At 46.8% G+C, this 25298-nt stretch carries 25 protein-coding genes; 16 read left to right on the top strand and 9 right to left on the bottom strand.

Translation table 11 applies throughout. The features are described from left to right. The first annotated feature begins 153 nt into the window (after positions 1–153). The 5 genes from AC4E8D_RS31015 (at position 154) to AC4E8D_RS30995 (ending at position 5560) form a co-directional block, all read left to right on the top strand. On the top strand, positions 154–1527 hold the full coding sequence (locus AC4E8D_RS31015; RefSeq protein ID WP_490205661.1) for an ABC transporter substrate-binding protein: 1374 nt from the start codon (positions 154–156) through the stop codon (positions 1525–1527). 95 nt (positions 1528–1622) lie between these two features. Continuing rightward, positions 1623–2393, top strand: coding sequence for an HAD family hydrolase (locus tag AC4E8D_RS31010; RefSeq protein ID WP_449003646.1), 771 nt, complete (start codon positions 1623–1625; stop codon positions 2391–2393). Then, positions 2390–2728, top strand: coding sequence for a DMT family transporter (locus AC4E8D_RS31005; protein ID WP_062836644.1), 339 nt, complete (start codon positions 2390–2392; stop codon positions 2726–2728). Before AC4E8D_RS31010 ends, AC4E8D_RS31005 begins: the two co-directional genes overlap by 4 nt. Next, positions 2728–3822 carry a metallophosphoesterase family protein gene (locus tag AC4E8D_RS31000; protein WP_221820058.1) on the top strand — a complete coding sequence of 365 codons (1095 nt, stop codon included), beginning with the start codon at positions 2728–2730 and terminating at the stop codon, positions 3820–3822. The genes AC4E8D_RS31005 and AC4E8D_RS31000 overlap by 1 nt, the downstream gene beginning before the upstream one ends. A gap of 280 nt (positions 3823–4102) precedes the next feature. Next, positions 4103–5560 carry a carboxylesterase/lipase family protein gene (locus AC4E8D_RS30995; protein ID WP_490205660.1) on the top strand — a complete coding sequence of 486 codons (1458 nt, stop codon included), beginning with the start codon at positions 4103–4105 and terminating at the stop codon, positions 5558–5560. Between the two features lie 166 nt (positions 5561–5726). On the opposite strand, the gene AC4E8D_RS30990 is transcribed toward AC4E8D_RS30995, so the two are convergent. Beyond that, positions 5727–6878, bottom strand: a complete 1152-nt coding sequence (locus tag AC4E8D_RS30990) for a VanZ family protein (protein WP_490205659.1) — start codon at positions 6876–6878, stop codon at positions 5727–5729. Positions 6879–7114: 236 nt separating this feature from the next. Between AC4E8D_RS30990 and AC4E8D_RS30985 the strand changes: the two genes are divergently transcribed. The 3 genes from AC4E8D_RS30985 to AC4E8D_RS30975 all read left to right on the top strand — a co-directional run bounded on the left by AC4E8D_RS30985 (position 7115) and on the right by AC4E8D_RS30975 (position 9617). Continuing rightward, entirely contained in the window at positions 7115–7456 is a 342-nt protein-coding gene (locus AC4E8D_RS30985; RefSeq protein WP_169482263.1) for a zinc ribbon domain-containing protein YjdM, read from the top strand. A gap of 145 nt (positions 7457–7601) precedes the next feature. Beyond that, complete coding sequence (locus AC4E8D_RS30980; RefSeq protein ID WP_237177987.1) at positions 7602–8414, top strand: class I SAM-dependent methyltransferase; 813 nt, start codon at positions 7602–7604, stop codon at positions 8412–8414. Between the two features lie 141 nt (positions 8415–8555). Next, on the top strand, positions 8556–9617 hold the full coding sequence (locus AC4E8D_RS30975; RefSeq protein WP_091035571.1) for an LLM class flavin-dependent oxidoreductase: 1062 nt from the start codon (positions 8556–8558) through the stop codon (positions 9615–9617). Positions 9618–9747: 130 nt separating this feature from the next. On the opposite strand, the gene AC4E8D_RS30970 is transcribed toward AC4E8D_RS30975, so the two are convergent. Then, on the bottom strand, positions 9748–10407 hold the full coding sequence (locus tag AC4E8D_RS30970; protein ID WP_221820054.1) for a TetR/AcrR family transcriptional regulator: 660 nt from the start codon (positions 10405–10407) through the stop codon (positions 9748–9750). Between the two features lie 365 nt (positions 10408–10772). Here AC4E8D_RS30970 and AC4E8D_RS30965 point away from each other — a divergent pair, with 365 nt between their 5' ends. Continuing rightward, entirely contained in the window at positions 10773–11588 is an 816-nt protein-coding gene (locus AC4E8D_RS30965) for an SDR family NAD(P)-dependent oxidoreductase (protein WP_490205658.1), read from the top strand. A 22-nt stretch (positions 11589–11610) separates the two neighbouring features. Here the strand turns inward: AC4E8D_RS30965 and AC4E8D_RS30960 are convergent, their stop codons facing one another. Both AC4E8D_RS30960 and AC4E8D_RS30955 read right to left on the bottom strand, forming a co-directional pair. After that, positions 11611–12918, bottom strand: a complete 1308-nt coding sequence (locus tag AC4E8D_RS30960) for a VWA domain-containing protein (RefSeq protein ID WP_490205657.1) — start codon at positions 12916–12918, stop codon at positions 11611–11613. Positions 12919–13020: 102 nt separating this feature from the next. Continuing rightward, positions 13021–13485 (bottom strand): DUF4385 domain-containing protein, encoded by a 465-nt coding sequence (locus AC4E8D_RS30955; RefSeq protein ID WP_237177984.1) that lies wholly within the window; start codon positions 13483–13485, stop codon positions 13021–13023. Positions 13486–13581: 96 nt separating this feature from the next. On the opposite strand from AC4E8D_RS30955, the gene AC4E8D_RS30950 reads away from it, so the two are divergent. The 3 genes from AC4E8D_RS30950 to AC4E8D_RS30940 all read left to right on the top strand — a co-directional run bounded on the left by AC4E8D_RS30950 (position 13582) and on the right by AC4E8D_RS30940 (position 16031). Continuing rightward, a complete protein-coding gene (locus AC4E8D_RS30950; RefSeq protein ID WP_339180604.1) occupies positions 13582–14049 on the top strand; it encodes a YfbM family protein in 468 nt (155 codons plus the stop codon). A gap of 136 nt (positions 14050–14185) precedes the next feature. Further along, positions 14186–14314 carry a hypothetical protein gene (locus AC4E8D_RS30945; protein WP_017691584.1) on the top strand — a complete coding sequence of 43 codons (129 nt, stop codon included), beginning with the start codon at positions 14186–14188 and terminating at the stop codon, positions 14312–14314. A 208-nt stretch (positions 14315–14522) separates the two neighbouring features. Then, a complete protein-coding gene (locus tag AC4E8D_RS30940; protein ID WP_339306202.1) occupies positions 14523–16031 on the top strand; it encodes a copper amine oxidase N-terminal domain-containing protein in 1509 nt (502 codons plus the stop codon). A 122-nt stretch (positions 16032–16153) separates the two neighbouring features. Here AC4E8D_RS30940 and AC4E8D_RS30935 read toward each other — a convergent pair whose 3' ends face one another. Genes AC4E8D_RS30935 through pdxR form a run of 3 tightly spaced genes read right to left on the bottom strand, consistent with a single transcriptional unit; the run spans position 16154 to position 18993 of the window. Further along, positions 16154–16612, bottom strand: coding sequence for a GNAT family N-acetyltransferase (locus tag AC4E8D_RS30935; protein WP_260632665.1), 459 nt, complete (start codon positions 16610–16612; stop codon positions 16154–16156). After that, the gene (locus tag AC4E8D_RS30930) at positions 16609–17529 is read right to left on the bottom strand and encodes a D-alanine--D-alanine ligase (protein WP_221820048.1); all 921 of its coding nucleotides are present in this window, start codon (positions 17527–17529) and stop codon (positions 16609–16611) included. The genes AC4E8D_RS30935 and AC4E8D_RS30930 overlap by 4 nt, the downstream gene beginning before the upstream one ends. A 12-nt stretch (positions 17530–17541) precedes the next feature. Further along, positions 17542–18993, bottom strand: coding sequence for a MocR-like pyridoxine biosynthesis transcription factor PdxR (gene pdxR / locus AC4E8D_RS30925; RefSeq protein ID WP_490205656.1), 1452 nt, complete (start codon positions 18991–18993; stop codon positions 17542–17544). A gap of 673 nt (positions 18994–19666) precedes the next feature. Here pdxR and AC4E8D_RS30920 point away from each other — a divergent pair. Together AC4E8D_RS30920 and AC4E8D_RS30915 are read left to right on the top strand one after the other, a co-directional pair. Further along, positions 19667–20023 (top strand): nucleotide excision repair endonuclease, encoded by a 357-nt coding sequence (locus AC4E8D_RS30920; RefSeq protein ID WP_076213814.1) that lies wholly within the window; start codon positions 19667–19669, stop codon positions 20021–20023. Positions 20024–20231: 208 nt separating this feature from the next. Then, positions 20232–20978: a Bax inhibitor-1/YccA family protein gene (locus AC4E8D_RS30915; protein ID WP_221820284.1), complete on the top strand. Its 747-nt coding sequence runs from the start codon at positions 20232–20234 to the stop codon at positions 20976–20978. 175 nt (positions 20979–21153) lie between these two features. Here the strand turns inward: AC4E8D_RS30915 and AC4E8D_RS30910 are convergent, their stop codons facing one another. Together AC4E8D_RS30910 and AC4E8D_RS30905 are read right to left on the bottom strand one after the other, a co-directional pair. Next, positions 21154–21840, bottom strand: a complete 687-nt coding sequence (locus tag AC4E8D_RS30910; RefSeq protein WP_221820046.1) for a 4'-phosphopantetheinyl transferase family protein — start codon at positions 21838–21840, stop codon at positions 21154–21156. An 80-nt stretch (positions 21841–21920) separates the two neighbouring features. Next, the gene (locus AC4E8D_RS30905; RefSeq protein WP_221820045.1) at positions 21921–22793 is read right to left on the bottom strand and encodes an arylamine N-acetyltransferase family protein; all 873 of its coding nucleotides are present in this window, start codon (positions 22791–22793) and stop codon (positions 21921–21923) included. 289 nt (positions 22794–23082) lie between these two features. Between AC4E8D_RS30905 and greA the strand changes: the two genes are divergently transcribed. Together greA and AC4E8D_RS30895 are read left to right on the top strand one after the other, a co-directional pair. After that, complete coding sequence (gene greA, locus AC4E8D_RS30900) at positions 23083–23559, top strand: transcription elongation factor GreA (RefSeq protein ID WP_221820044.1); 477 nt, start codon at positions 23083–23085, stop codon at positions 23557–23559. A 283-nt stretch (positions 23560–23842) separates the two neighbouring features. Continuing rightward, positions 23843–25198, top strand: a complete 1356-nt coding sequence (locus AC4E8D_RS30895; RefSeq protein ID WP_221820043.1) for a sodium-dependent transporter — start codon at positions 23843–23845, stop codon at positions 25196–25198. Positions 25199–25298: the final 100 nt, after the last annotated feature.

The raw sequence follows: 25298 nt of genomic DNA, 5'->3' as shown, positions 1-25298 counted from the left end.
TTATCCCCGAATTTCACCTTTATAAAAAGGAATCAAAAAAATCTGGGGATAACAGCGATCGGAAGGTTGTTCTGTCATTGGAGTGGCTAGTGTAAATATTTCTTAGTTCAATTTATGCAAACCAACATTTCACCTAAAACGGGAGGAACGACAATGAATTGGAGTCAGGCAAGCATGACATGGAAAAAGAGATTGAGGTTGAACTGGAAGGGTGGCATGTCGCTGGTACTCGCGACCAGCTTTGCGCTACTGACGGCTTGTGGAACACAAGCACCTGCAGAATCAAGCACGACGGCTGCTGCCAGTGGAACCGAAGCTCAGGCGAAAGATCCGGTGGAGATTGAATTCTGGTATGGTCTGGGTGGTAATCTGGGCGATAACATGAAAAAAACGATTGATGCGTTCAACGCCTCCCAGAACGAAGTCGTTGTAAAAGGGATTGTACAAGCAGATTACACGGAAACGGAACAGAAGCTGCAAGCAGCAATTGCTTCCAAGAAGGTTCCAGCCGCTGTACTCAGCTCCAATATAGACTGGGCACGCAAAGGATATTACGCACCCATGGATGAGATGATTGCCGCTGATCCGAATTTTAAGAAAGACGATTTCATTCAGACATTCCTGAACCAGGGACAGGTGGATGGAAAGCAATACTTTTTGCCAATGTACGGTACAACCCAGATCATGTATTACCGCATGGATACGTTCAAGGAGAACGGAATCGACCCAGCGAGTCTGACGACATGGGAGAAGCTGGCTGAGGCGGCTGCGAAGATGAGCAAACAAGAAAATGGCAAGACCACCTTCTATGGTTGGGAACCGATGTGGGGTAGAGACAATATGATCGATGCCGTGCTGGGTAAGGGCGGACAGATTCTTAGCGACGATGGCAAAACCGTCATGATCGACTCTCCGGAATGGTTCGAGACATGGGACATGTTCCGTAAATGGATCAACGAAGACAAGATTATGGGTATTCACTATGGAGGTCAGGGCTGGGAGTACTGGTACAAAACGATTGATGATGTGATGAAAAATAAAGCAGCAGGTTATACCGGATCTAGCGGTGACCAAGGGGACTTGGACTTTAGCGTAGTCGCTGCCATGCAACAACCAGGCTGGGAAGGTGTTGGTGAAGGAAAACCGGTAGCCAGTGCCATTTCGGCAGGTATTCCGTCAGCTGCAACTCCTGAACAACAACAGGCAGCTTACAAGTGGCTTACGTATTTCTCTGAGACTTCGAACACAGCTTCATGGTCCATGAACACCGGATATATCGCAGTTCGTCAATCGGCTCAACAAGATCCAGAGTTCATGAAATTCAGTGAGGAAAATCCACAGGTCACTGTACCACTGCAACAGGCAGCTCACGCTTCGGCTCCATTCCAGGATCCAACGGGTGGCAAGATCAATGATGCATTGAAAGATGCAGCTGATCAGGTTCAGATCAATAATATGCCAGCAGAACAAGCGCTGAAGGAAGCGAAAGAGAAAGCGCAGAAGGAACTGGATCGTGTAGCAAAATAATAATCGTATACAGGCATGTGAATTAAGCGAAAAGGGCGGTACATGCTGTACCGTCCTTTTTGTTCATACAAGATCGCAGACAAGGAGTTTAGCCAATGCAAGATGAGACGTATGTGGACGGATTACCGAATCCGATTGAAGCCGTTTTGTTTGACAAGGACGGGACATTGCTTGATTTTACAGGTATGTGGGGATTCTGGACCGATTGTGTGTTGAACGACTTCAGAGATCAGTTGGCAATCCGAGGACTGCGTATCAACACAGAGGAACTTCCGCAGATCTGGGGTACATTCCACGATGAACAAGGCCGAATGAATGGGTATGACGTGCGAGGGCCGCTTGCGATGGGAACCATGGATGAAGTGTATGCCGTGCTGACGTGGCATGGATATCGTGCGGGCCTCAGCTGGGCGCAATCCAAGATTATGGTTCGGGGATGCTTGGCGCGAGCGGAGGAAGAGATGGAGCAGCATCGTCCAGCACGTCCGTTACCGGGAGTTCAAGCATTCCTGGAACAGTGCCGTAGCGAAGGCGTGGTTATGGGTGTAGTGACGGCAGATGATACACCAAGTGCAATTAAACATTTGCAGTGGATGGGACTAGAATCCTTTTTTGACGTGGTGATTGGTACGGATCTGGTGGAGCGGGGCAAACCTTTTCCCGATATGCTTCTGCTTGCCTGTGAACGGTTGGGTGTATCTGTGCAGCATACGGTGGTCATTGGAGATACGGATGGAGATATGGAGATGGCACGAACCGCTGGTGCGGGGTACAGGATTGGCATTGGAGAACCGGGAAAAATCCGCTTGGCGGATAGAACGATTCAATCGTTCCATGAATTGCTGAATGGTGGGCTTGGCCGATGACGAACAGTCACGCTTACTTGGGCTGGGTTCTGTTGGCTCTGGCCATCGGACTGGAGCTGAGTGCTACTATTTTGCTAAAAGTATCGGATGGATTCTCACGGTTATGGCCTTCGATTATGATGTTTGTTTGTTATGGCGCAAGCTTTACGTTCCTCAATTTTGCAGTGAAGTATATGCCGCTGGCTGTAGCTTATGCGATCTGGTCTGGCGTGGGCATTACACTCATTGGCGTCGTAGGGCATTACTATTTCGGTGAACGTCTGCGGCTCACGTCGATGGTCTGGATCGGTTTTATTCTGATTGGCATTATTGGACTGAAATGGAGTGATTCTTGATGGAAAATGAACATACACCTGAGCAACCTCTTACTACCTTCCAAGTCATTACAGATACGCATGTACGGGACGAGGCAGACCACATTCATAACCGACATCTGGAGCAAGCATTAGCCGATATAGCTACATTCAGTCAGGGAAGCAGTGGGATTATGCATGTGGGCGATGTGACGGATCGAGGTCTGCCGAGCGAGTACCGTGAGTTGCAACGTATATGGAAGCAACATGCGGAGCACTTGCCGGATATCCGGTACACGGTAGGTAATCATGATATTGGAGCCGTGGTATGGCAAGATCCGCCGATCATTTTGCTTGAGTTGAAAGAGGATGAAGTAGCCGACATGTTGGAGCAGGAAGCAGATATGGAGCTGGTCACAAAACAAACCGCTGCTGAATCAGCTGCACTGATTGAGCAGTTATCGGGCGGAACCTATACGTTGTCTGCTGCACCTACGGAGCAGGAGGGCCAGGATGGGGGAGCGATCTCTTCAGGAGTTGACCCCATTACAGTTTCCGGGTTATGGCAGCGTCGATTAAGTGATTTTGAAGGGACAACCGGCATGAGGGGCTCTTACCACGACCATTGGATTGATGGGTATCATTATATTTTCCTGGGCACCGAGCAACCTCATCCGAAGGATTGCGATATGTCGGCTGAACAATTGGCGTGGCTGGATGCCAAATTGTCTGAGCATGCAACACCGAATCAACCGATCTTTCTCTTCTTACACCAGCCGCTTATGGATACGGTGGCAGGATCGATGAAGGAACAAGGCTGGTATGGTGTGAATCAGGATGCAGAACTCAAGGCCGTTCTAGCCAAATACCCGCAAGCGATCCTGTTCTCGGGTCACACCCATTGGCAGCTGGAGGCACAGCATACGATGTACGATGGTGCAGGCCAGATGCCAACCATGTTCAATGCGTCGTCTGTAGGTTATCTCTGGACGGATCAGGATGAACATCTGGAGGGCAGTGAAGGACTTCATGTGGAGGTTTATAAGGATCGAGTGGTTGTGAAGGGACGGAACTTTGTTACGGGTGAATGGATCGAGGGTGCTGCGTTTACGGTGCATTATCCTGTAGAAGGTTAGTTATTAGGATAGTCAACGGGAAGGGGTCATTCTAAGGGTCAATATCATTAAGATAAGTTAGATTTGATGATACTGCTCAAAGGGTGGCCTTTTTGGTGTCCATCTTAAAGGTATGTATCAGATCATCCACCCCATAAAGTTCCACGTGAAACGTAGTAGGGGCATATAATACTGGGTAAAGTTGTAAATGGGTGTTCGTACAAACTATACTCAAATAAGTACACATTAACTTATTAATCGTTAGTCTAACCTATTCATGGAGAGGAAGTAGAGGCGGCATATGAAAGAACTTCAAGTTGCAACGAAGTACGGTACAGTTCAAGGCGAGCTTTTGCATGGTGCAAGCGTATGGAAGGGCATTCCCTACGCGAAACCCCCAGTAGGTGAATTACGTTTCCAGGCTCCGATACAACCCGAGTCATGGGATGGAATCAGACAGGCCACTCAATTTGGACCTGAGAATATACAACCTCGAAATCATCAACCAGAAGGCCTGACAGAACTTCCGAATGAGTCAGAAGATAGTCTATATCTGAACATCTGGGCGCCTAAGGAAAAAAGCGCGGAACCACTGCCGGTCATGGTATGGATTCACGGCGGCTCTTTCGTATCAGGTTCAGGTAGCCAGCCTATGTATGATGGTACGCAGTTAGCGGTTCGGGGTGAGGTCATCGTTGTGACAATCAACTACCGACTCGGACCTTTGGGTTTCCTTCACATGGCCCCATTGGATGATTCATATGTATCCAATGCAGGTCTGCTGGATCAGGTTGCGGCATTACAGTGGGTGAAGGATAATATCTCTGCTTTTGGTGGTAACCCGGATCAAGTTACGGTGTTCGGCGAATCAGCAGGCAGCATGAGTATTGCAGCACTGATGGCGATGCCAGCGGCCAAAGGACTTTTCCAACGTGCCATTATGGAGAGCGGTGCTTCTCAGTTCATGCCGGCAGAGCAAGCTTCAGCGTTGCGGGAAGGGATGTTAAAGATTCTTGGGGTGGACCGGGACAACCTGCAGAAGTTAAATACAATTCCTGTAGAGCAGATTGTTGCAGCGGGTGAAACGGTCAAACAGCAGAGCGGTGCAGGTATGGCATTGTTGTTCCAACCTGTATTGGATGGGCATACACTGCCACAGGTGCCACTTCAGGCGGTGAGCGAAGGCTCAGCGCAGGATATTCCGGTGCTGATTGGTACGACATTACACGAGGGTGCACTGTTCATCCAGCCACATGTGCCTTTTTCAAAAGAAATCGATATGGTTCAGGGCGTAGACTTTATGACGCCAGATCTGGACAACCGGGTAGCCATCGCCGATAGTTATCCAAAAACGGCAGATGGACAAGCCCAAGTCATGACCGATATGTTCTTCTGGCGGTCAGCGCTGCAATATGCTGCGGCACAACAGAAATATGCCCCGGTGTGGATGTATCGATTTGATTGGGTGATGCCGGAACATCCCTTGTTAAAAAGAGCGATTCACAGCATCGAAATGTTCTTTGTGTTTAATACACTGCATGTCCTCAAGTTCATGAATGCGGAGCCGGATGAAGCTGCGGCAGCACTTGCCCTCAAGGTACAGGATGCCTGGATTTCCTTTGCCAAGAATGGCCAACCTGAAGTTGCAGGTGTGAACTGGCCTGAATATGAGCAGGATCGTGCGACACTAATCTTCAACCATGAGATTGAGGTTGTATATGATCCGGATGCAGCCAAGCGAGAGCTGTTAGGGTTATAATCCTGGCTGGTTATTGTGTATGGATACTCTAAATAGTTGCAATGAGCAAATTAAAAAGAGGACGTTCATTCTGAGAATGAACGTCCTCTTTTGGTAATCCGGCTGAATAGTAAGCAGAACGTAAGCACTAATTCGAGGTACATTATGCCTTGTTAAACTCCAAACATTATTTACGAGAGGCACGTGTGCGGGACACCTCATCGAAGTAGAAGGAACGTTTTCCACGGGAGAAGAGCACGATCAAGACATGAACAAAGAGCACGGCGTAGACTAACATATAGATACCGAATGTCCCCAAGGAGATCCACATTTGATAAGGCTGAAGCATAACATCCTGATGACCTGAAAAAGCATAATCGTTGACCAAGCGAATGATCGTAACGAGCAGCCATGGAACATAGAGTGCGGCAAATCTTTTGAATAACGATTCACTGGTGGGTGTGCCGGTCTGACGATTCACATAGCGGAATCGCAAAATGGCCGAGCCTGGAGTTACCCCATTCCGCACCCAAGGTATGAAGAACAGCACAATGACCATTGCAATGGATGTACTTAGCGCATTACTGATTACATCAGACGCTGTAAAGATGGAGAGTAGATTCGAAAGGAAGACAATAATGATTCCATCAATAATTAACGCGAGCAATTGAGGCATAGCATACACGCGATTTTGTTCCACGATCTGCTCACTTTTCGCCTGAATGCTTGCACGTGATGGGAATAAAGCAAGCAGGATGGGCGCTATGAAGAATCCAATGACTGCTCCCGAAGTATTCAATAACAGATCATCTACATCGAACAGGCGGTAAGGACAATTATAATACCCGTAAAATCCGGTGATTTGAGTGATCTCGAAGAATAAGGAAAGGCCCAATCCACCAACCAGGGCGTACTTCCAGAATGATCTCTTTTGAAAAAAATAACGGATATATACACCCAGCGGCATGAGAAGCAGGACGTTAAATAGAACTTGCAGAAAAGCTCTGCCCTGAATCATACTGAGATAGCTGGAAGGCTGAGACCATACAATGGGTGTTTCCTTCATGATGTCTTTGACAAAAGTGAATGCAACCAGATTGTAGTAGATCGTGTCAGAGGCTTGCTGCGCACAGGTATCTCGCGTAGTCGGAAACGGGAGAATGACGAGGCAATAGGCGGCCAGAATATAAAAGATAAACGAAAAGCTGATGCCAAACCGTGACCAGCTGAAGAAGCCGTCTTTACGATATCCATAGATCAACCATGGCACCAGCAAAAACATGGCGGCAACGACAAAGATAAAAAAAGCCGTTTGCACAGGAAAAACATATGAGGACATGAGCAGGAACTCCTTTGGTATTAAATATAATAACAATTCATAGAGATATTAAAATTCATGTAAATGTAGTGCGTATCTATTAGTTACATCATAAGCAGTTACCCTTAAAGTGAGGGAGGCATGAACCTTAAATTTGGTTTAAATCCATCCATGCAGTGACCAAGCGTATGGAATATACCGTCGATATCCCGTATACTTGCGGGAAAGCCAATCGTAGAATGGAGAGTTTAATACATATGTCTAATTTGCCTAACTGCCCGAAATGTAATTCTGAGTACACGTACGAGGATGGTAATCTGCTCGTTTGCCCGGAGTGTGCGCATGAATGGTCTTTGGAAGCAGACAATGAGAATGCAGAGGATGCAAAAGTAATCCGTGATGCCAACGGAAATGTGCTAAGTGATGGCGATACCGTTACCGTCATTAAAGATCTGAAGGTTAAGGGTAGCTCACTCGTGGTTAAACAGGGCACGAAGGTGAAGAATATTCGCCTGATTGATGGGGATCATGATATTGATTGCAAGATCGACAGCTTGGGTGCAATGAAGTTGAAGTCTGAGTTTGTGAAAAAGATATAAGTTCGAGAAACGTTCAGTTCCGCATTCAATGGGAATTGAACGTTTTTTGTTTGACAGGAAATATTTAGTAGATATATACTGGTTGGAATTTAATTTTGAACATGGTTAGGTGGTCTACATATTAGAAAAGGCAGGTGTCAGAGCGATGAAGAGAGATCACATTATTAAATATTATTCCGGGTTTGATGAGTGGGGGAGACTGGAGCGGGAACCGATTGAATTCATCATTAACATGCATTACATCAGGGGACATCTCCCCACTGCTGGTTGTATTCTGGATAATGGCGCAGGACCAGGAAAGTATGCCATGGAGCTTGCGAAATTGGGGTACCAGGTCACTTTATCGGATCTGACACCTTCCTCGGTGGATACTGCGAGGCAAAAGGCTGAGGAGTTTAGTTTGACACAGCAATTCGATGGATTCCATGTTCTCGATGCGACTTCGCTCTCCGGTATGGCTGACGAGACTTATGATGCGTCCCTCATGCTGGGGCCGTTATATCATCTGCAGACAGACGAAGAGCGCACGGCTGCTGTACGGGAGTTGTACCGTGTAACCAAGCGAGGGGGCGTGGTGTTTGTAGCCATGCAGAGCCGAATGCGCATGAGTATCAATTCGCTGCAATCCCCGCAGCACTGGAAACCAAATGACCATATGGGAGCAATCCGTTCTTTTGTGGAAAAGGGTATATTCGATCATCAGGATCAAGGACGATTTACGGGAGCATACTATTTTAATATTCAGGACGTTAAGCCCTTCATGGAACAACATGGATTTGAAACCGTGGATTTGATCGGTTCATCCAGCCTTAGAGCAATGCTGACGGACGAGCAGCTACAACACTGGCAAGAACGCGGCGAGTATGATGAACTTATGCACTATATGATTGAAGCCGCCAAAGACCCTTCTATATTGGGAATCTCGTCGCATCTGCTGTACATTGGGAGGAAGAAATAAACATAAATGTACCCTCTGGAAACAGAGGGTACTTGTGTTTTTCATCAAAATAGTTCAATATTAAGATACATAACAAAAGGTGATCTACTTACAATAGGTAAGATGAACAACGGATCGCTTCATACCAGGGAGGAACAGACAATGGAAATCGGAATTAGTACATTTGTGGAGACGAATCCGGATGTAAAAACAGGAGAACTTATCAGTCATGCGCAGCGCATTCGCGATGTTGTTGAAGAGATTGTTTTGGCAGATCAGGTGGGTCTGGATGTATACGGCGTGGGAGAACATCATCGTGCTGACTATGCGGCTTCATCACCAGCTGTCATTCTGGCAGCCGCAGCTTCACAGACCAAAAATATTCGCTTGACGAGTGCGGTAACGGTGCTTTCATCGCATGATCCGGTTCGGGTCTATCAAGATTTCGCGACACTGGACGGCATTTCGAACGGGCGTGCAGAGATTATGGCAGGGCGGGGATCATTTATCGAATCGTTCCCACTATTCGGCTATGATCTGAACGACTACGATGAGTTATTCGATGAGAAATTGGATTTGCTGCTCAAGCTGCGTGATTCGGAAAAAGTAACCTGGGAAGGCAAACACCGCCCTTCCTTTAACAATCTGGGCATCTACCCGCGCCCGGTACAGGAGAAACTTCCGGTATGGATTGGCAGTGGCGGTAATCAGGAATCCGTCGTTCGTGCAGGATTGCTCGGTTTGCCACTGGTGCTTGCCATTATTGGTGGCCGTCCGGTACAATTTGCACCACTGGTGGAACTGTACAAGAAAGCAGCTGCACATGCGGGACATGATGCTTCCAAGCTGACCGTTGCTTCTCACTCTCACGGCTTCATTGCCGATACAACAGACGAAGCTGTGGAGAAATTCTTCCCGCCAGCGCAAGCGGTCATGAACATACTGGGCCGTGAACGTGGATGGGGACACTACAGCCGTGCAACATTTGATGCAGCGCGTAGCCTGGAGGGTGCATTGTATGTAGGTGATGTGGAGACCGTAGCTCAGAAAATTATTTACCTGCGCAAAGAAGTTGGGATCACACGCTTCATGTTGCACACCCCCCTCGGCACCATGCCGCACAACGAGGTTATGAGAGCAATCGAACTGCTGGGTAAAGAAGTCGCTCCAATTGTGCGCAAAGAAATTGCACGTTGGGAAGCTGAGAACCAAGAGGCACGTTAATCGACTGAAACCGTTACGGAACTAGATAAAGTCAACCGAAAAAAGGAGCATGCCCTAGGCGTAATACGCCTAGGGCATGCTCCTTTTTCGTTATCTTCCAAAAGTATCTAAAACAGCACAGATCTAATGCTTATCCATTCGCAGATGTACTCACAAGGGAGTGTATAACCATGGACAACGTATGATCATAGAGGGTTTTGGCAGCTTCTTCACTCTCAATATGGCCTCCCAAATACAGATGAATAACACCGTGTAATGGAGCCCAGATCATCCGAACCGCAAGCAGGGGATCTTGCACCTGAAGCATTCCCTGTTCAATCGCTATCTCCACCAAAGCAGACACTTGCTTCAGTGCAGTCGCTGTTCCCTGTAAGGTCTCTCCATCTGGTTTGAATTCGGAAAAAGATCCTCCAAACATCAGCTGATAGAAGCTGGATTGAGAAATGCCGAAGTCCCAGTAGACGTAGGCCAGATCACGGAAATATTGTTCGAACGATTCCTGCCGGGGTATAGTTTCAAATCGCTGGGCCATAAGAGAACATCCCTCTAAATATAGATGCTTGGCTAACCCTTCTTTTTTCCCGAACAGGTTATATATGATCTTGGTGGAGCACTCCATGCGTTCAGCTACACGGCGTACCGTGACGGCCTCTGGTCCATGCTCTTGCAGTAAAGCAGCAGCAGCATGCACAATATTTTGCCGCAGATTATCCGAGTGCTGAAGTCTGGCTTCCTGAAAGGTTGTTACCGTATGTGCAGATTCTGTGGAACCCGAATTAAGATTCTTCATTGATTTCATCCTCGTAACCGTATTGTTGTTGAACAGAAACTACGTTTCCTTTTCTTAAGATTATAGAATTTATACGTTTTCAGCGGAGCTGAAGGATTCGATGATCGCAAGAAAAACTTCAGCTTAAATGCGGTCTGTCTTCTATGGAAGTACGTCGATATATTTTTTTCTTATGGTCATTCTACTGTTTTACGCCGGATGACGTCAATTTAATCCGAATTTAGTAAGTAAGCACCACGTTCTAGATTCAAATTTATCAAATGTATTTGACAGCGTCATGAAATTTGGTTACGATGATTCTATAAAGAAACAATGTTTCCTAATGAAAACGAGTGTTTAAATTATGCATAGAGGATGGATGAGAGATGATAAAGGAACAGCGTCAATGGGTACTTATTACAGGTGCTTCTTCAGGTATTGGGGAAGTTTTTGCACTCGAAATGGCTTCCAAGGGTAAAAATATTGTGCTGGTGGCCAGAACAGAATCCAAACTGAATCAATTGGCAGAACGTATAGAACGTACATATCAAGTAAGGGCTGAGGTGATCGTTTCGGATTTGTCTCAAGTCGATGCACCTCAGAGGGTATATGAGGAATGTCAGAATCGGGGAATACACATCGATATGCTGATCAACAATGCGGGATTTGCTACTCATGGATTATTTGAACAGGTGGATGGTTCCCGGCAGCAGGAGGAAGTTATGTTGAACGTGCTCGCCTTGACAAACATGACACATCTTTTTTTGCCGGACATGTTACAGAAGCGAAATGGTGCTGTCATTAATGTGTCGTCGACGGCTGCCTTTCAACCTGATCCGTATATGGCTGTGTATGGAGCAACGAAGGCATTTGTACTTTCTTTTACAGAGGCATTATACGAAGAAAACAGGAAGCGTGGCGTTCAGTTTTTGGCCCTATGCCCAGGCTCAACCGAGACTTCGTTCTTTGATGTAGTGGGCGCTGATGAAGCCTCGGTGGGTAAACGTGATACACCTGAGCATGTCGTGGCGGTGGCCATGAGTGCACTCGAGTCAGGCAAACCTTATGCTGTACCGGGGGCCGGCAATTACTGGACAGCGCAGTTCACCCGCCTCGTGCCACGCAAGTTGATGTTGCGAATCGTAGGAAGTATGCTCCGTCCACGTTCCAAGGATGGTAAAGCAGAAAAAGTACAAGCCTGATTAGTGGTATAGGGTAAAAGCTTTAGGCCAAAATGCCTTTGGCCCGAGCTTCCTTTATCCAGCCTGGAAATTCGGTAAGGAGACGATCATACAATTCTTCGTCGCTGATTTTGGAGATGTCGTCCAGTGCAAAAAAGTCAGCATTATCGATGAAACGTCCAGTCATATCATCGAGATTCTCCAGAATACCGTAATTGGCTTGTCCCAAGCCGACGAATTGCCAGAACAGATTTTTGGTTGAGCTTTCGGTAATAAGCCGCATGATTTTCCCTTTTTGACTGACTCCACCATCGCTAAAAAAGATAATATACGTTGGGATCTTTACATTAGGTTCCTCGATCGTGTATTTGCGAATGACATCCTGCATCACAGGAGGTTCATTGTTGGTACCGCCTTTGCTTCCCAACGTATATGTGCGTTCAATATAATTCTCGAAATCCCTGGCGGTGACGCTAGGGGCACGTAAAAAGTCTTTGGCAAAGAACCAGACGTCCATCTCTCCGTTATCATCAAACGCTGATGCAATCGCCAGGATACGCTCGAAGGCTTCTTGCACGATGCCTTTGCGATACAGATGGTACATGGAACCTGATGCATCAAATACAACGGCAACACGTGCCTGTATTGGTTCGATCTTTTTCTTTTGCAGAGACAGGGTTACTTTACGCTTGAGGAGATCGATCTTAGTCAGGTTAAGCGGTGCATGATTCGTGTTTGGTGCAGCATCAGGTACCAAGACTTCTGGAGAGGCGGCTGCCACTTCAGCTTGTGCCGTGAGAAGAATCTGTTCGGCTTCCAAGTTGTCGTTACTCTCAATTTCAACACCGAATGACTCTGCGAGCGGCTGTAATCCACCAAAGAAACCTCGTCCAATCGCACGAACTTTGAACCCGTCTCGATACTTATAGATTTCAATGAAAATAAGAGCTGTTTCCGCAGTGACCTGCGTGATCCCATAAGTGATCTGCTGGGAACCCGCTTGTACAATCGCCTGACATGCCTGAACATCGGCGAAAGTCCCTCCCGCATCCAGGGTAGCCGTAAACACACATTTTTCCACAGGGGCCTGCCGTAATTGATTTGTATCCAGTACAAAAGAGGATTTCAGTTCCTCTGCCTGTTGCAAAAGCACACTTTGATGGGGATCGGCCTTCTGATTATAAAATACAAAATAGTCGTCAGATGGGACCTTTCCCTCTTCGTTCACCATAAAGCAGCTAACATCCAAGGGAGAAGGAGATGATGTACATTGAATGGTTACCTGAAGTTGGATGGATTCGTTGATACTGATATTCTGGCCTGTGTTTAAGTGAATGAACGAATCTGTCATAATCGGATGCCTCTCTTCTCCAATATAATGGTTGAAAATGTACAGTAACAAGATCGATTCTGAGACAAATGTTTCCATAAGTCAATCGTTTACCCGATGTTCTTACGTCTGCTCAGACTCGTACTTTTCCCGATGCTCCTTCTTCATCTTCACATAGTCTGGATCCGTCTTCGCAATCTCCCATTGTGCTTTGAATATAGCTGCGGCTTCTGCCTTCACCTTATCATTCTGATAGGGCAAGATTGAGCCATCCTCCTTCGAGTATTTGCGTCCTCCTTTGTGATTTGTATACCGTCTGGCCCGTGTATAACCCATCTGGAGAAATTTGCGAGCCATATCCATACCCACGAAATCCCCCTTTTTCTTATACTCCAAAAATAGCTCATAGATTTTCTCCGATGACTCTGTTGCAATCTCTGGTGTTTTGAATCGCCAGTGTGGCAGAATCTCGCCCTTGTACGGCTCTACCATCAGCACACCCTGCTCTCCCCGGCCTACGGTGTACAGCTCAGGATGTTTGCGCAGATCCAACTCATCATAATTGAGACTGTAATCAAATTTTTTCATGTTTACACCCTCCTTGGTAGGGATTACCCCGATTCTGAACCAACAAGCACGGTTAATGGGGAACAATAGAAGGAATTACACAGGAGGGGTAACGGTATGGGAATGTCCGGCAGATATCTTGTGGTAACAAAGGAGATAGTTGAATCCATTAAGTCAGGTGAGATCAGTGTGCATGATTGTGCAGTGGATCTGGATATTGATAAAACGTGGCAGATGCTTCAATTCACGCTGAACGGTAACTTGGTAGAAGGGGAGCCGCCCCTGGGATATGTGGTGCCTCTCGCAGGTGAGCAATACGTGGGAAACTATTCGGACATGGATCTGTTTTTGCTTAGTAACGAGCAGGTGCTGGAAGCATACATGGCATTGGAGCAGCTCACACCGGAGGAATTGAAGCAACGGTATAGTCTGGACCGGATGATTGCTGAAGGCGTCTACCCTGTCATGGAAGATTGGGATGCGGAAGAGACATTTCAGGAGATCGTTCAGACCGTGGATGATGTCCAGGCCTTGTTTCAGGCCACGGCTGCAAGTGGGAACGGGATCATCTTTTATGTTTTCTAAGTGAGCATTGAAATTATGATGGAAAATGTGTGGGAGACGTTGGGACAGGTTTGAACTGCTCCTATTCGGGTTATTGATAGACACAAGGCTCAGGCCTTGATGACATGACAATCCGGTAGAAGAGAGGGAATGCGATATGACACAGGATCAGAACGAAGAGAACAAAGCGATTCAAGAGGACGAGCCGGATCAATTCGAGACTCCCGCAACTGCGGAAGATGAAGAAACGGATGAGAAGCTCGCAGAAGATCAGGAGCAAGAATAACTCCCAGTATTGCATAATGAAGCAGGATGTTTTATCGAATCTTACGATATGCTGAAATATAGATAGACCAGAGGTCGGACATGTTCCGGCCTTTTGGTTTATTTTTTTGCGTATCCGTTTACAAGAATTACCTATACCTTCATAATGGAAATGAACCATATTTTTCTAAGGAGGAGTTCATATTAAGAATCGGAAGTTAGTCCAATGGATGGCAGTGCCACTTGTATTATTAATGGTTGTTCTTACAGGATGTCAGGCTGTGGGTGGAGTAGACGTTGGCAAAGCAATGGCCAATGGCGCGAGTATCAAGTCCGGTGAATCCAGACAATCCATGAATATAAACATAGAACCGGCTAAGGAATTTGCTACAGAGAAAGACCTTGAAATGATCGAACTTATTAACTCCATATCCCTGGATATTGATCAAGCCAAAATGAAAGATGCGAAGACAGCATCGATCAAAGGTACACTGAGCATGGAGGGAGCGAAGTTACCTTTCCACCTGTCCATGAATGAGTCCCAATTGGTGATTGATCTGGACGGAGCCCAGAAACCGCTGTACATATCTCTGGATACGTTCCAGGATGCACAAGCGCTTCCAATGGTGGATACGAAGGCTCTGGAGAAACAACTCGAGGAACTTTCCCCGAAACTGTTCTCTTTTGTTCTGAAACATCTGTCCAATCCGAAGAACATCTCCGTAACACCGGTACAGGAATCCGTGAATGGCGAAGCGCTTAGCCTCTCCAAGCTGCATCTGGAAGTTAGTGGTGAAGAGATGCTTGCCATGGTTAAACCGTTCCTGACGAGTATTTCTAAAGATGAGCAAGGACTGAAAGACCTGATTGGCGATCTGTATGATGTGTTCTACCCTGTACTTGAAGCTGTGAATGAGGTTGAAGGCGGGGGAGATGAAACGCTGAATTCGATCGTTCCTGAATCGAAAGATGAAGCTGTTGCGTCACTATATGCCATCATCAAAGTAGGACTGGACAGTATGCTGGTCAATTACGATCAGGAGCTGAACAACCTGTTGAATGAGACCCCTGAATTTAAAACGGTCTTTGGCACAGATACCAAACTGAAATTGGATTTTTATCTCGACAGCAAGCTTGATGTTCGCAAGCAAAACTTTGAACTGAAAGTAGCGCTGCCTGCTTCTGAGGATCTGCCGGTGAACTCTGTAACCGTAAGTGGAGACAGTGAACAGTGGAATATCGGTGGCACAGTTGCAGTTGATGAAGTGGATGTATCGGGCGGCGTTATGGATCTGATGAAGGATGATATTACGCCTGGACAGATGCTGCGCAATTTTGATTCCAATTCACTGGCATACCAATTGCTGAAAGATGAAGCTGGAATCACGAGTAAAAGTGTAGTGCTCTTCCCGGATGATGAATACGCTGGAGCGATCACCGTTAAGAATACAACATTTGTTCCGCTTCGCTACGTGTCTGAGGAATTGGATGCGGAAGTGAAATGGACCAAAGGCTCAAACCAAATCGTTGTCATTGATGACATCACTGGTGATGAGATTGTCCTGACCGTAGGTTCCAAGAAGGCAACCGTTGCTGGTAAAGAAGTAACCATGGTGGAATCCGCCTATGTAGGCAAGGACGGCAAGACGTATGTGCCGCTGCGCTTTGTGGCTGAATCCCTTGGAGCTACTGTAGATAAGGAACAAGAAACAGGCTGGATTTACATTGACCGTCCTTAATTGCTTGAAGTAACAAGTAAAGTACAAAGACCCGACATAGATATATCAAAGAACGCCCTTTTCTGGCCATTTTGCCGGGGGCGTTCTTTTTCATGTAATCGAGATAACATATCATCCGCAGTTTAGGTGTGCTGTAGAATCTGCGGCTTTTTGCTGAATCCGGTACTCCCGGCTGTAAAGCCCATCTGACGATAGAATTCATGTGCAGCTTCACGTTCAGGGCGATTACCACTGTTCAGAGACAGGGAGTCCACGTCATGCGTGGCGGCCCATTGTTCGGCTTCCAGAATGAGCTGACGGCCGATGCCTGAGCCCCTGAACTGGTCGTGAACAACCAATGCCATGATACGGCAGTGTCTTCCGTTCTTTTCATACAGATAAGACGTCTGTAATCCGATCAGTCCAACTACACGTCCGCGTGCTTCAGCAACCAGTGTGGTGAAGTTAGCATCTGCAGCAATGTGGGTATAGCGCTCCTCCATCTCGGCGTACGTGGTGGGATAACCAAGTTGGTCCATCAGAATGACCATATCTTGCAGATCTGTAGTGGAGCTATGTCTAATCGTCACATCCAGGCTCATAATGTTATATCCTCCTTGGGTCTTTCCTTCAATGAAAGTTCAATAATGGTATCCAGCAACTCTGCAAAAGAAATGCCTGCAGCGGCTGCACTTTTGGGCAGCAGACTGTTACGGGTAAGACCCGGCAGCGTGTTTACTTCAAGCACATAAGGCAAACCTTCGCGAATCATCATATCCACGCGCGCGTAGACACTGCATTTCAGCACCTGATAACAGGCAAGTGCCGCGGCTTCCACACGATGGTGAAGATCCGCAGGCAATTGCACAACCTGCTCATCTGCTCCGTGGTCATCGTATTTGGAAGAATAATCGAAAAACTCGGCGTTCGAACGAATGGAGATCACCGGCAGCATCTTACCATCCAGAATGGCACAGGTAATCTCCTCACCTTCGATATACTGTTCAATCATGACTGTATCATCCCAGGCGAGGGCAGCCTCCACAGCAGCGGGCAGGGCGGCAGCCTCTTTCACTACTTGGGTACCGATGCTGGAACCGCCTGAATTGGGTTTGACCACCACGGGGTACGTTAATTGTTGAACAGCAGTTGAGGACAGTTCCTCGATATGACTCACTCGTAGCCACTCTCCGGTAAGCACACCTGCATGCTGCATAAGTTGTTTGGACATGTCTTTATCCATGCATACACTGCTCGCCAGCACACCACAACCTGTGTAGGGAATACCCAGAGATTCCAATGTGCCTTGGACCGTACCGTCTTCGCCGTATTTGCCATGCAGGGCAAGCAGTGCCACATCGATCCCCGCTGACTTGTCGATTAGATCGCGCTTGGTATTCAGCTCAATGGGTACAACCTCGTATTTGTCTCTATTCAGGTTTGCAATCATCTCCTGTCCGGTCAGCAGGGAAATATCCCGCTCTGAAGATGTACCGCCCATAATCACTCCAACTTTCATGTGAAATCCTCCTTATCTCATTTGAGCTGCTGTCTCGCCAATGATGCGAATGCCTTTACGTATATTTTCATCGCTGACTCTGGAGAAACCCAGGCGCATCGTGTTTACACCCTGACCGGGTTCCAGATAAAAGGTATCCCCTGGTGTGAACGTCACACCTTTCACTTTACAGGCCGCCAGCAGTTCACGGGTTCTGTATTCGGACGGGAACTGCACGAACAGATGCAGACCACCCGCACCGGAGATCCGGCACATTGGCAGATGCTGCTTCAGGCAACGCACAACCAATTCATATTTTCGCTTATACTCCGTCCGAGCTCTCTTCAAATATTTCTCGAAATTACCGTTGCTCAGATATTGATACAATAACGATTGGTCCAGCGTGGAGGTATGGATGCTGCGTGCCCGTTTCATACTCTCCAGATAATCAATCAGCGCCGCATCCGCAATAATCCAACCTACCCGCAGGCCTGGGAACAGGACTTTGGAGAAGCTGCCCAGATACACCAGTCCATTGCCTTTGCCCATGCTGGCGATCAGGGGAGATACGTGGGAACCGGAATAGCGCAACTCTTCGTTGAATCCATCCTCAATGATGGGTACTTGATACTTGTTCATCAACCGGATGATCTCTACCCGTTTTGCAGGGGACGTCACAATCCCGGTTGGATTGTGATAGGATGGCACGAGATACGCCAGATCATATGGACTTGCCTCAAGTTCATGTTCCAGTTGCTTCAAGTCCAAGCCATCTGGCTCCATGTTCACACCGGTCAGGTGAAACTGGTGCAGCTTCAGATTTTTGATCACCGTGTGGTGCGTTGGATTCTCGCAGAGCGCTTTTCCGCTTTTTTTGCGCAACGCTCCAAGCACCAGATCGAAACCTTCCGTGAATCCGTTGGTGATCAGAATGTCCTTGCCACGGAGGTCAACACCTTTGTTCTCCATATATCGTAGTAAATAGTTCATCAGCGGTCTGTATCCCTGCGCATATCCGTAATTCAGCAGTACTTCGCCTTCAAGTGACATGCGATCCAGAAAAGCCCGTTTCACGTTGTGCAGATCAAACAGCTTTTCATCCGGTGCTATGCTGGTAAACGATATCTCGCCGCGCTCTGCTCCGGAGCCATGCTTCATCAGATCGTACTGCTCTGCCTGAATTGCATATTCACTTACCTCTGTCTTCCAGTCCAGTTCCCAGCTCGCTGCTGCCTCAGGTGTTTCGATGGAGGCACTGACGTAATTGCCCTTGCCTTTGACTGCGTAGATCAAGCCTTCATCTTCAAGCTCGGCATAAGCGAGCAGGACTGTGCTGCGGCTAACCTTCATGAGTGTACTGAGTTCACGGGTCGAGGGCAGTTTTTGTTTGGCTTGCAGGCCGCCTTTGAGCATCAATCGCTTCATATAATCTTTGACTTGTATATATACAGGGCGGTCCTCCGTCAGTTGCAGATCGGAATACATCCCATCACTCCCTCTACTGGTATCTTGCCATATTATAAACCCAGCAGAAAGAACCACGATACCTCTGTTTCCCTGAGCGTGTGGTTGGTTGTTCGCACAAACGCAAAAAAGCCCTGGCAGTATGCCGGGCCTGGTGGTGAAACTTGATCCATTTTCTATAGTACTGCTGCTATAATTTCTACAGTTGTATTGCATGACTAGTCTCTCTAGGATCGATAGCTATCTGACCTTCTACGTGTGTCTATTAACTTCAGTACGACTATAATTGCAGGCTTTCTAGGTGATACTAAAAATCTACAGTGAATCATGAATCTAGGTCTTCCTAGGTTTGCTTGCTGCAAGGGGTCGATTAGATGATGAATCTACAATCTATAAACTAGGGTTCTTGCTAACTGTACTCTTGTCGTGATCACATAACAGAATTCAGCATGAAAAAGATATTCAATCATAGGGTACAATAGACGGAGGTAGATATAAAGACGTATGTCTCAGTGCCCAATTTCTTCCTCATACCCCTATAGTACCACTTTGAATCAGGGAAGTTAACCTTTTTTTTGAAATATTTGTCGTAATAGCGAAAATTGCGTGAATTGTACTTCATATAGAATGAAATGGTGTCCCTTTATAATATGTGATAAGATCTAAACCTATAGATAATGAGGAAGTGAGCCTATTGATTAATATTACTGTGCCAACACCGGATGTAACCATCACAAAGCAGGTTGATCCACAGCTTAGTCACATTTATGGATTTACTGATTTTCACCTGATTACCCGGGAACTAGGCGGGATTTTCATGTTTTACAATGCCGCTGGAGAGTTGTTATTTGTCGGTAAAGCACGAAAATTAAGACCCCGCATCAAAAAGCATTTTGAAGACACCGTATCACCAATCAAGAATCACCGCGAGGAAGTAACGAAGATTGAAGTATGCCTGGTTGAAGATCCGGTAGATCGTGAAATTTACGAGACGTATATCATCAACACGATGCGTGCGAAATACAATGTAGATAAAGTGTTGTACAAATAAGACGCTTAAAAAGCACATGAACATGCAATGTCTGGGACATATGTCCTAAGTGTTGCGCCAGGGGGTAAGGATGTAATCGAAGGATTGCATCCGATTCCTTCTGGTGCCATTCCGATCTTTTCGAGGGAGTAGCTTGTAGAATTTGAAACGTAGTAAGCCCAAGCCTAGTATCACAGATATACCAAATACATATGAAGAGGTGATTGTGTTGATCGGTCGTAGCGGTAACCCTACACTTAAAGACAGCACGTTTGAAAACAGAGGATATGGAGAAGATCGGTATCAGAATTACATGACGATCAACGGCACGGTGAACAAAGCGTTTATTACGCTGGTGATCCTGCTGGGCAGTGCATTTGCAACCTGGATGATGTTCTTTAACGGACAACAAGTGATGCCGCTTGCTTATGGCGGATTAATCGTTGGTTTTATCCTGGCGCTTGTGATTTCGTTCAAACCTGTAGCGGCACCTTATCTCGTACCTGTCTATGCCGTGGCAGAAGGCCTGTTCCTTGGAGCACTCTCCGCAACCTATGAGTCCCTGTATAACGGAATTACCTTGCAGGCGGCTCTGTTGACCATGGCTGTATTCATCGCTCTGCTGGTGGCATACAAAACCAGATTGATCAAAGCTACGGAGAACTTCAAGCTTGGGGTCGTGGCTGCAACTGGCGGTATCATGATCATGTATCTGCTGAGCTTTGTACTGGGTTTCTTCGGAATTACAATCCCTTATCTGCATGATAACAGCTTGATCGGCATCGGTATTTCGGTCGTTATCGTCATTGTGGCTGCCCTCAATCTGGTCCTTGATTTCGACTTCATTGAAGGTGGTGCTGAACGTGGTGCACCCAAGTACATGGAGTGGTACGGTGCATTTGGATTGATGGTTACACTGGTATGGCTGTACATTGAGATCATCCGATTGCTTGGCAAATTGCGGAGCCGGGACTAGTCCTATTCAATACGTCAGATAGAAGTTAAACTGAGTGTGGATTTAAAGCTAAAAAGCTAACGCGTGATACTCACGTCGTTAGCTTTTTTGATTAACCTTAACAGGATATTATTAATGGCGGCCTCTTACATAACTCAACTGATTCCAACTCGTTGAAGGCCCAACCAGCCACACACTAAACCAAATCCGTATATAGATCCTCCAAGGTTACGATTTCCGGCTTGCTCGGCAGCTCTTCCCCGGCTGAACAGGCTGCGAGCATATGCTGATTATCGAGTCGCTGACTGAGAAAGAGATATGTCCCGGCCTGTTTGCAATGCCAATCTTCCCGCTCATCAGGTAGGATGGCGAAGGAGTCCAGTGGTATGGACAACCCCATACCCACTGCCTTGATATAACTTTCCTTCAGCGTCCATAGACGGTAGAAGGTTTCCAGCCGACGATCGTCAGGCTTGGCAGCCAAGAACTGGCTCTCCTTAGGAGAGAAGAAACGCTCTGCAATCTGCATGTCAATTGGAGCTATTTTTTCCACATCCACGCCCAGTTCATCTGTACCGCCGGAGATCAGAGCAATCCAATCACCAGAATGGGAGACGTTGAATGGTACATCCGAATGGTGACTGAGCGAAGGTTTGCCGTAGGAATTACGGGTAAAAGAAAGATCAGCAGGTCTCAGTCCAGTTAACTTGCTCAAAGTCACACGAGTCAATATCTCTCCCAGCACGGAGCGATACGCGTCAGCCTGACGCACAAAACGCGAAGCCTGAGCACGTCGCTCGGCAGAAACTTGCGACAAAAAGTGGTTCCAGCACGCCTCGGGCAATACTTCTGGAACTTGGAGCACACGAATAGTTATCATCATTTATCACCTGAATACGTATTCGGCGTGGATCAATAACTTTCCTTTATATGGAATGGACCCTCAACTCTTCCTCCTAATCATCATGCTTCTTGCGCTTGTTTCCATTCCATATGTGCAGCCTGCACTCGCTCCCACATATCCTGGCATTCCAGTTCGCTGTAATTCACCAAGGGTTCATGGAATATTTCAGTTAATACGTTACGCCACTCGGTATAATTCCGGATCTCCGTTTTCTGAATTCCTTTCATATCATGTGTTCGGAGCATACATCCACGTAGTTCATGACTGCGGTTCTCATCCCGCTGACGAAGTAAAAATACGTTATGCCAAGGTGATTCTGCCGCCTGACTGTAGAATTCATGTTTGGGAATGAACTCCCCCAGATCGTGGACTACCTCGGGAGCATAGTCAACTCCTTCACTCGGACCATTCGGCTCGTACTCAAGCCGCCATCCCTCAGCAGCAACAGATGATGGCATTAACTGATACGTAAACGGAGCTGAACCATAGGTTCCATAACGAAGTGGTAGAGGTTCAAAGGGCATTCCGCCCAGACCTACATCTACAATCCAGCGCTCAACTGTCGGGTCAGCATCCGGCAGAAGCACAGACAGACCGAGATGGAATGAGTTCACACGGGGTTGTTGCTCATGAGGCTGTACTCCCCCGCGATGCCAATTAACCGTATAACCCAGCGAGCGGAGAAGAACACTAAATGCACCATTTAGATGAAAGCAGTAGCCGCTGCGTCCCTGTAATATAAGTTGAATCGATTCTTGAAGACTGATTCCCGTAGGACGACCTGCAAAAATATCGACCGTTTGCCAGGATAAATATTGTACATGTGCTCGCTGGAGTTCAAATAAGAACTCCAGTGTAGGTTCCTTTATATCATCCATGCCAATCCGTTTCAGATAGGCTTGTATTTCAGCTGTATTCAATAGTTCAATCATCCAGATCACCTCACGTCATATAGTGGGCTGCAGGCGATGATTATAAAACGTCTGCTGCCCTGAGTTCATTGTAAAAGTCAACGGGTGAAAACAACATAATCAGTTGAGCAGATTGTAACGGTACAATTATTGAACAAAGCCTTGAAATTCATCTCAAGAGATGGACATGGTTCTGATGTCATTGAAATAAAATATATGGATGGGCTATTTCTTTTTCCGGGGTATGCTAACCCTTTGGAGTGGATATAGGTTAGAATATAGATAGATAGCAGGATTAGGAGATGGAAAAATGGCTAATGATGAAGTGATTTTGACACAGGAAGGCTTGGAAAAGCTGGAGGACGAACTGAAGGATTTGAAGACGGTGAAGCGTAAGGAACTGGCAGCTCGTCTTAAACTCGCGATCAGTTACGGTGACCTGAAGGAAAATAGTGAGTATCATTCAGCCAAAGATGATCAGGCCTTTATGGAGACACGGATTTTGATTCTGGAGAAGATGTTGACAAAAGCAAGAGTCATCTCTTCAGACAATATAGACTCCAACAAAGTGAGCATTGGATCAACGGTGTTACTTAATGACATTGAGTTCGCCGAGAAGATTGAATATAAAGTGGTTGGTCCTGCCGAGGCCGATGTTGCGGATAATAAAATTTCGTACGAGAGCCCACTGGGCAAGGAATTGATGGGCAAAGAAGTGGGCAGCGTCATTCATGTCAATGCTCCGATGGGCGTTATCAAGTACGAGTTACTTCAAATTAAAGTGTAATTCAAAAAGAGAGGTGTTCCGCAGTCATCCAATTGGCTGAAGGGACATCTCTTTTTGATTCTATTGGGCTTTGAACGGTTGGGAATACGGATTTGTTGAAATTTCATACGGTTGGACTTACGGACTTTATCACATACTGTGTTTAAGGAACTTATGAGCTGAAGATTTCCGTGTGTTTTATATGTAAAAAAATAACATTTCGACAAATTTCGAATTTCGAATGACCTGACAAGGTGAGTAGTATATAATTACGGGAAAACTTTAAAGTGATGGAGTAGATACGATGAATTTTAGTAAGCCTAATCTCGATCAAGACAACACTGGCAAAGGTGAGCGCTTCTCTCGCGCCGGATTCATTCTGGCAGCCATTGGTAGTTCGGTTGGTCTGGGTAACATGTGGAAATTCCCGTACATTACGGGGGAGAACGGAGGAGCTGCGTTTTTCCTGCTCTTCATCGTTTGTTTGCTGCTGATTGGTCTGCCGGTACTGCTCGCAGAACTTGCGATTGGTCGTAGCGGCAGAGGAAGTGCTGCAACTGCTTTTATCAAAGCAGGCGGACATAAAGGCTGGCTCGCAGCCGGTTTGCTGCAAGTACTGACACCTTTTATCATCCTTTCTTTTTATGTCATTATTGCAGGCTGGACCTTGCAATATGCGATTACGTCCTTCAGTGGAACATTGTTTAACAATCCGGATTATGCGGGACAATTCAATTCCTTTGTAGGCGGTTATATGCCAATCGTGTGGCAACTGGTCTCGGTACTTATCGTAGGCTGGATTGTAGCCAAAGGGGTATCCAACGGGATTGAGAAGTTTAACAAAGTGTTAATTCCCGCCATGCTGGTGTTGCTCATTGTTTTGATGATCCGGGCCGTAACGTTACCTGGTGCAGGAGCAGGGGTTTCCTTTTTCCTGAATCCTGATTTCTCACAACTTACAACGGAGTCAGCATTGGTGGCGCTCGGACATGCCTTCTTCTCGCTGTCACTCGGTATGGGTATTCTAATAACCTATGGTTCGTATGTGGACAAAAATCAATCACTCGGAGCGGCCACCATCGCTGTTGGGGCGGGGGACCTGCTCTATGCATTCATTGCCGGCCTGATCATCTTCCCAACGACATTCTCGTTTGGTATTGCACCGGACCAAGGACCGTCACTCATCTTTATAGCACTTCCGGCAGCCTTCTCGGCGATGCCGCTTGGCTTCCTGTTTGGCGGACTCTTCTTCATCCTGCTCGCTATTGCCGCATTAACTTCGGGAGTATCCTTGCTGGAAGTTCCGGTGAAATATTTCATGGAACGTCTGTCCTGGAGCCGCAGTCGTGCAGTATGGGTGATATCACTCGCAGTCTTCATCGTGGGACTTCCTTCAGTATTGTCGCTCGGCTTGCTGCCTGAATGGACCATTGGATCGAAGAGTGTGTTCGACTGGATGGACTTTGTAGCATCCAACATCCTGCTGCCTGTGGGTGGATTGCTTGTGACGATTTTTGCCGGATACTTCTGGAAAACGGCTGCGGAAGCTTCAGGACTGCGTTCCGGATGGTTCCGGGTATGGTTGTTCATGCTTCGTTACGTGGCACCGATCCTGGTTCTGCTGGTTCTACTGCACACTTCCGGTATCATTCACTTCTAAACTGAAGACCAGATAGGTATAAATGTTGTCTGTTGTGCAGATTTGCCATAGATAAAACCTCTTGGAAGAAATGCTAAAGCCCTTGTTTTCCCGCTTCAAT

The organism is Paenibacillus sp. SRL342, assembly GCF_984798905.1.
The sequence above is the reverse complement of the archived record's forward strand: the minus strand, read 5'-3'. Positions and strand labels throughout refer to the sequence as shown.